The sequence below is a fragment of the Micromonospora aridisoli genome, assembly GCF_056150025.1.
Genome location: NZ_JAXCFK010000159.1, coordinates 1 through 536, shown reverse-complemented (window position 1 = coordinate 536; position 536 = coordinate 1). Strand labels below are relative to the sequence as shown.

The 536-nt window shown below is 73.3% G+C and carries 1 protein-coding gene; it reads right to left on the bottom strand.

Translation table 11 applies throughout. The annotated features are described in order from the left end of the window. A partial coding sequence (locus SM447_RS29870) for an amino acid permease (RefSeq protein WP_474576204.1) occupies positions 1–536 on the bottom strand: 536 nt, incomplete at both ends.

The window sequence follows — 536 nt, the reverse complement described above, 5'->3', positions numbered from 1 at the left end:
ACGGTGAACGGCCGGTCCAGGTCCGGGCGCTTGCGGCGCAGGATCGGCACGGCGATCGACACCAGCACGAACGCGCAGAGCGCGCCGATGCTGACCAGGTCGGCCAACGCGGACAGCGGCAGGAAGCCGGCCAGCAGCGCGACCGCCACGGTCATGATGGCCGAGATCCGGTACGGGGTGCCCCAGCGCGGGTGCACCCTGGCGATCGACGGCGGGATCAGCCCGTCCCGGCTCATGGCGAAGCCGATCCGGCCCATCGCGACCAGGTCGACCAGGATGACGCTGGTCAGGCCGGCGACCGCGGCGATGGAGACGAGCACGGCGGCCCAGCCCGCGCCGACCGACTCGAACGCGGCGGCGATCGGCGCGCCCCGGTCGATCTCGGTGTACGGCACCATGCCGACCACCACCAGCGAGACGCCGACGTAGAGCACGGTGGAGACGAGCAGCGTGCCGAGCAGCCCGAGGGTCAGGTCCCGGCGCGGCCGGCGGGTCTCCTCGCCCAGGTTGGCCACCGCCTCGAAGCCGGTGTACGC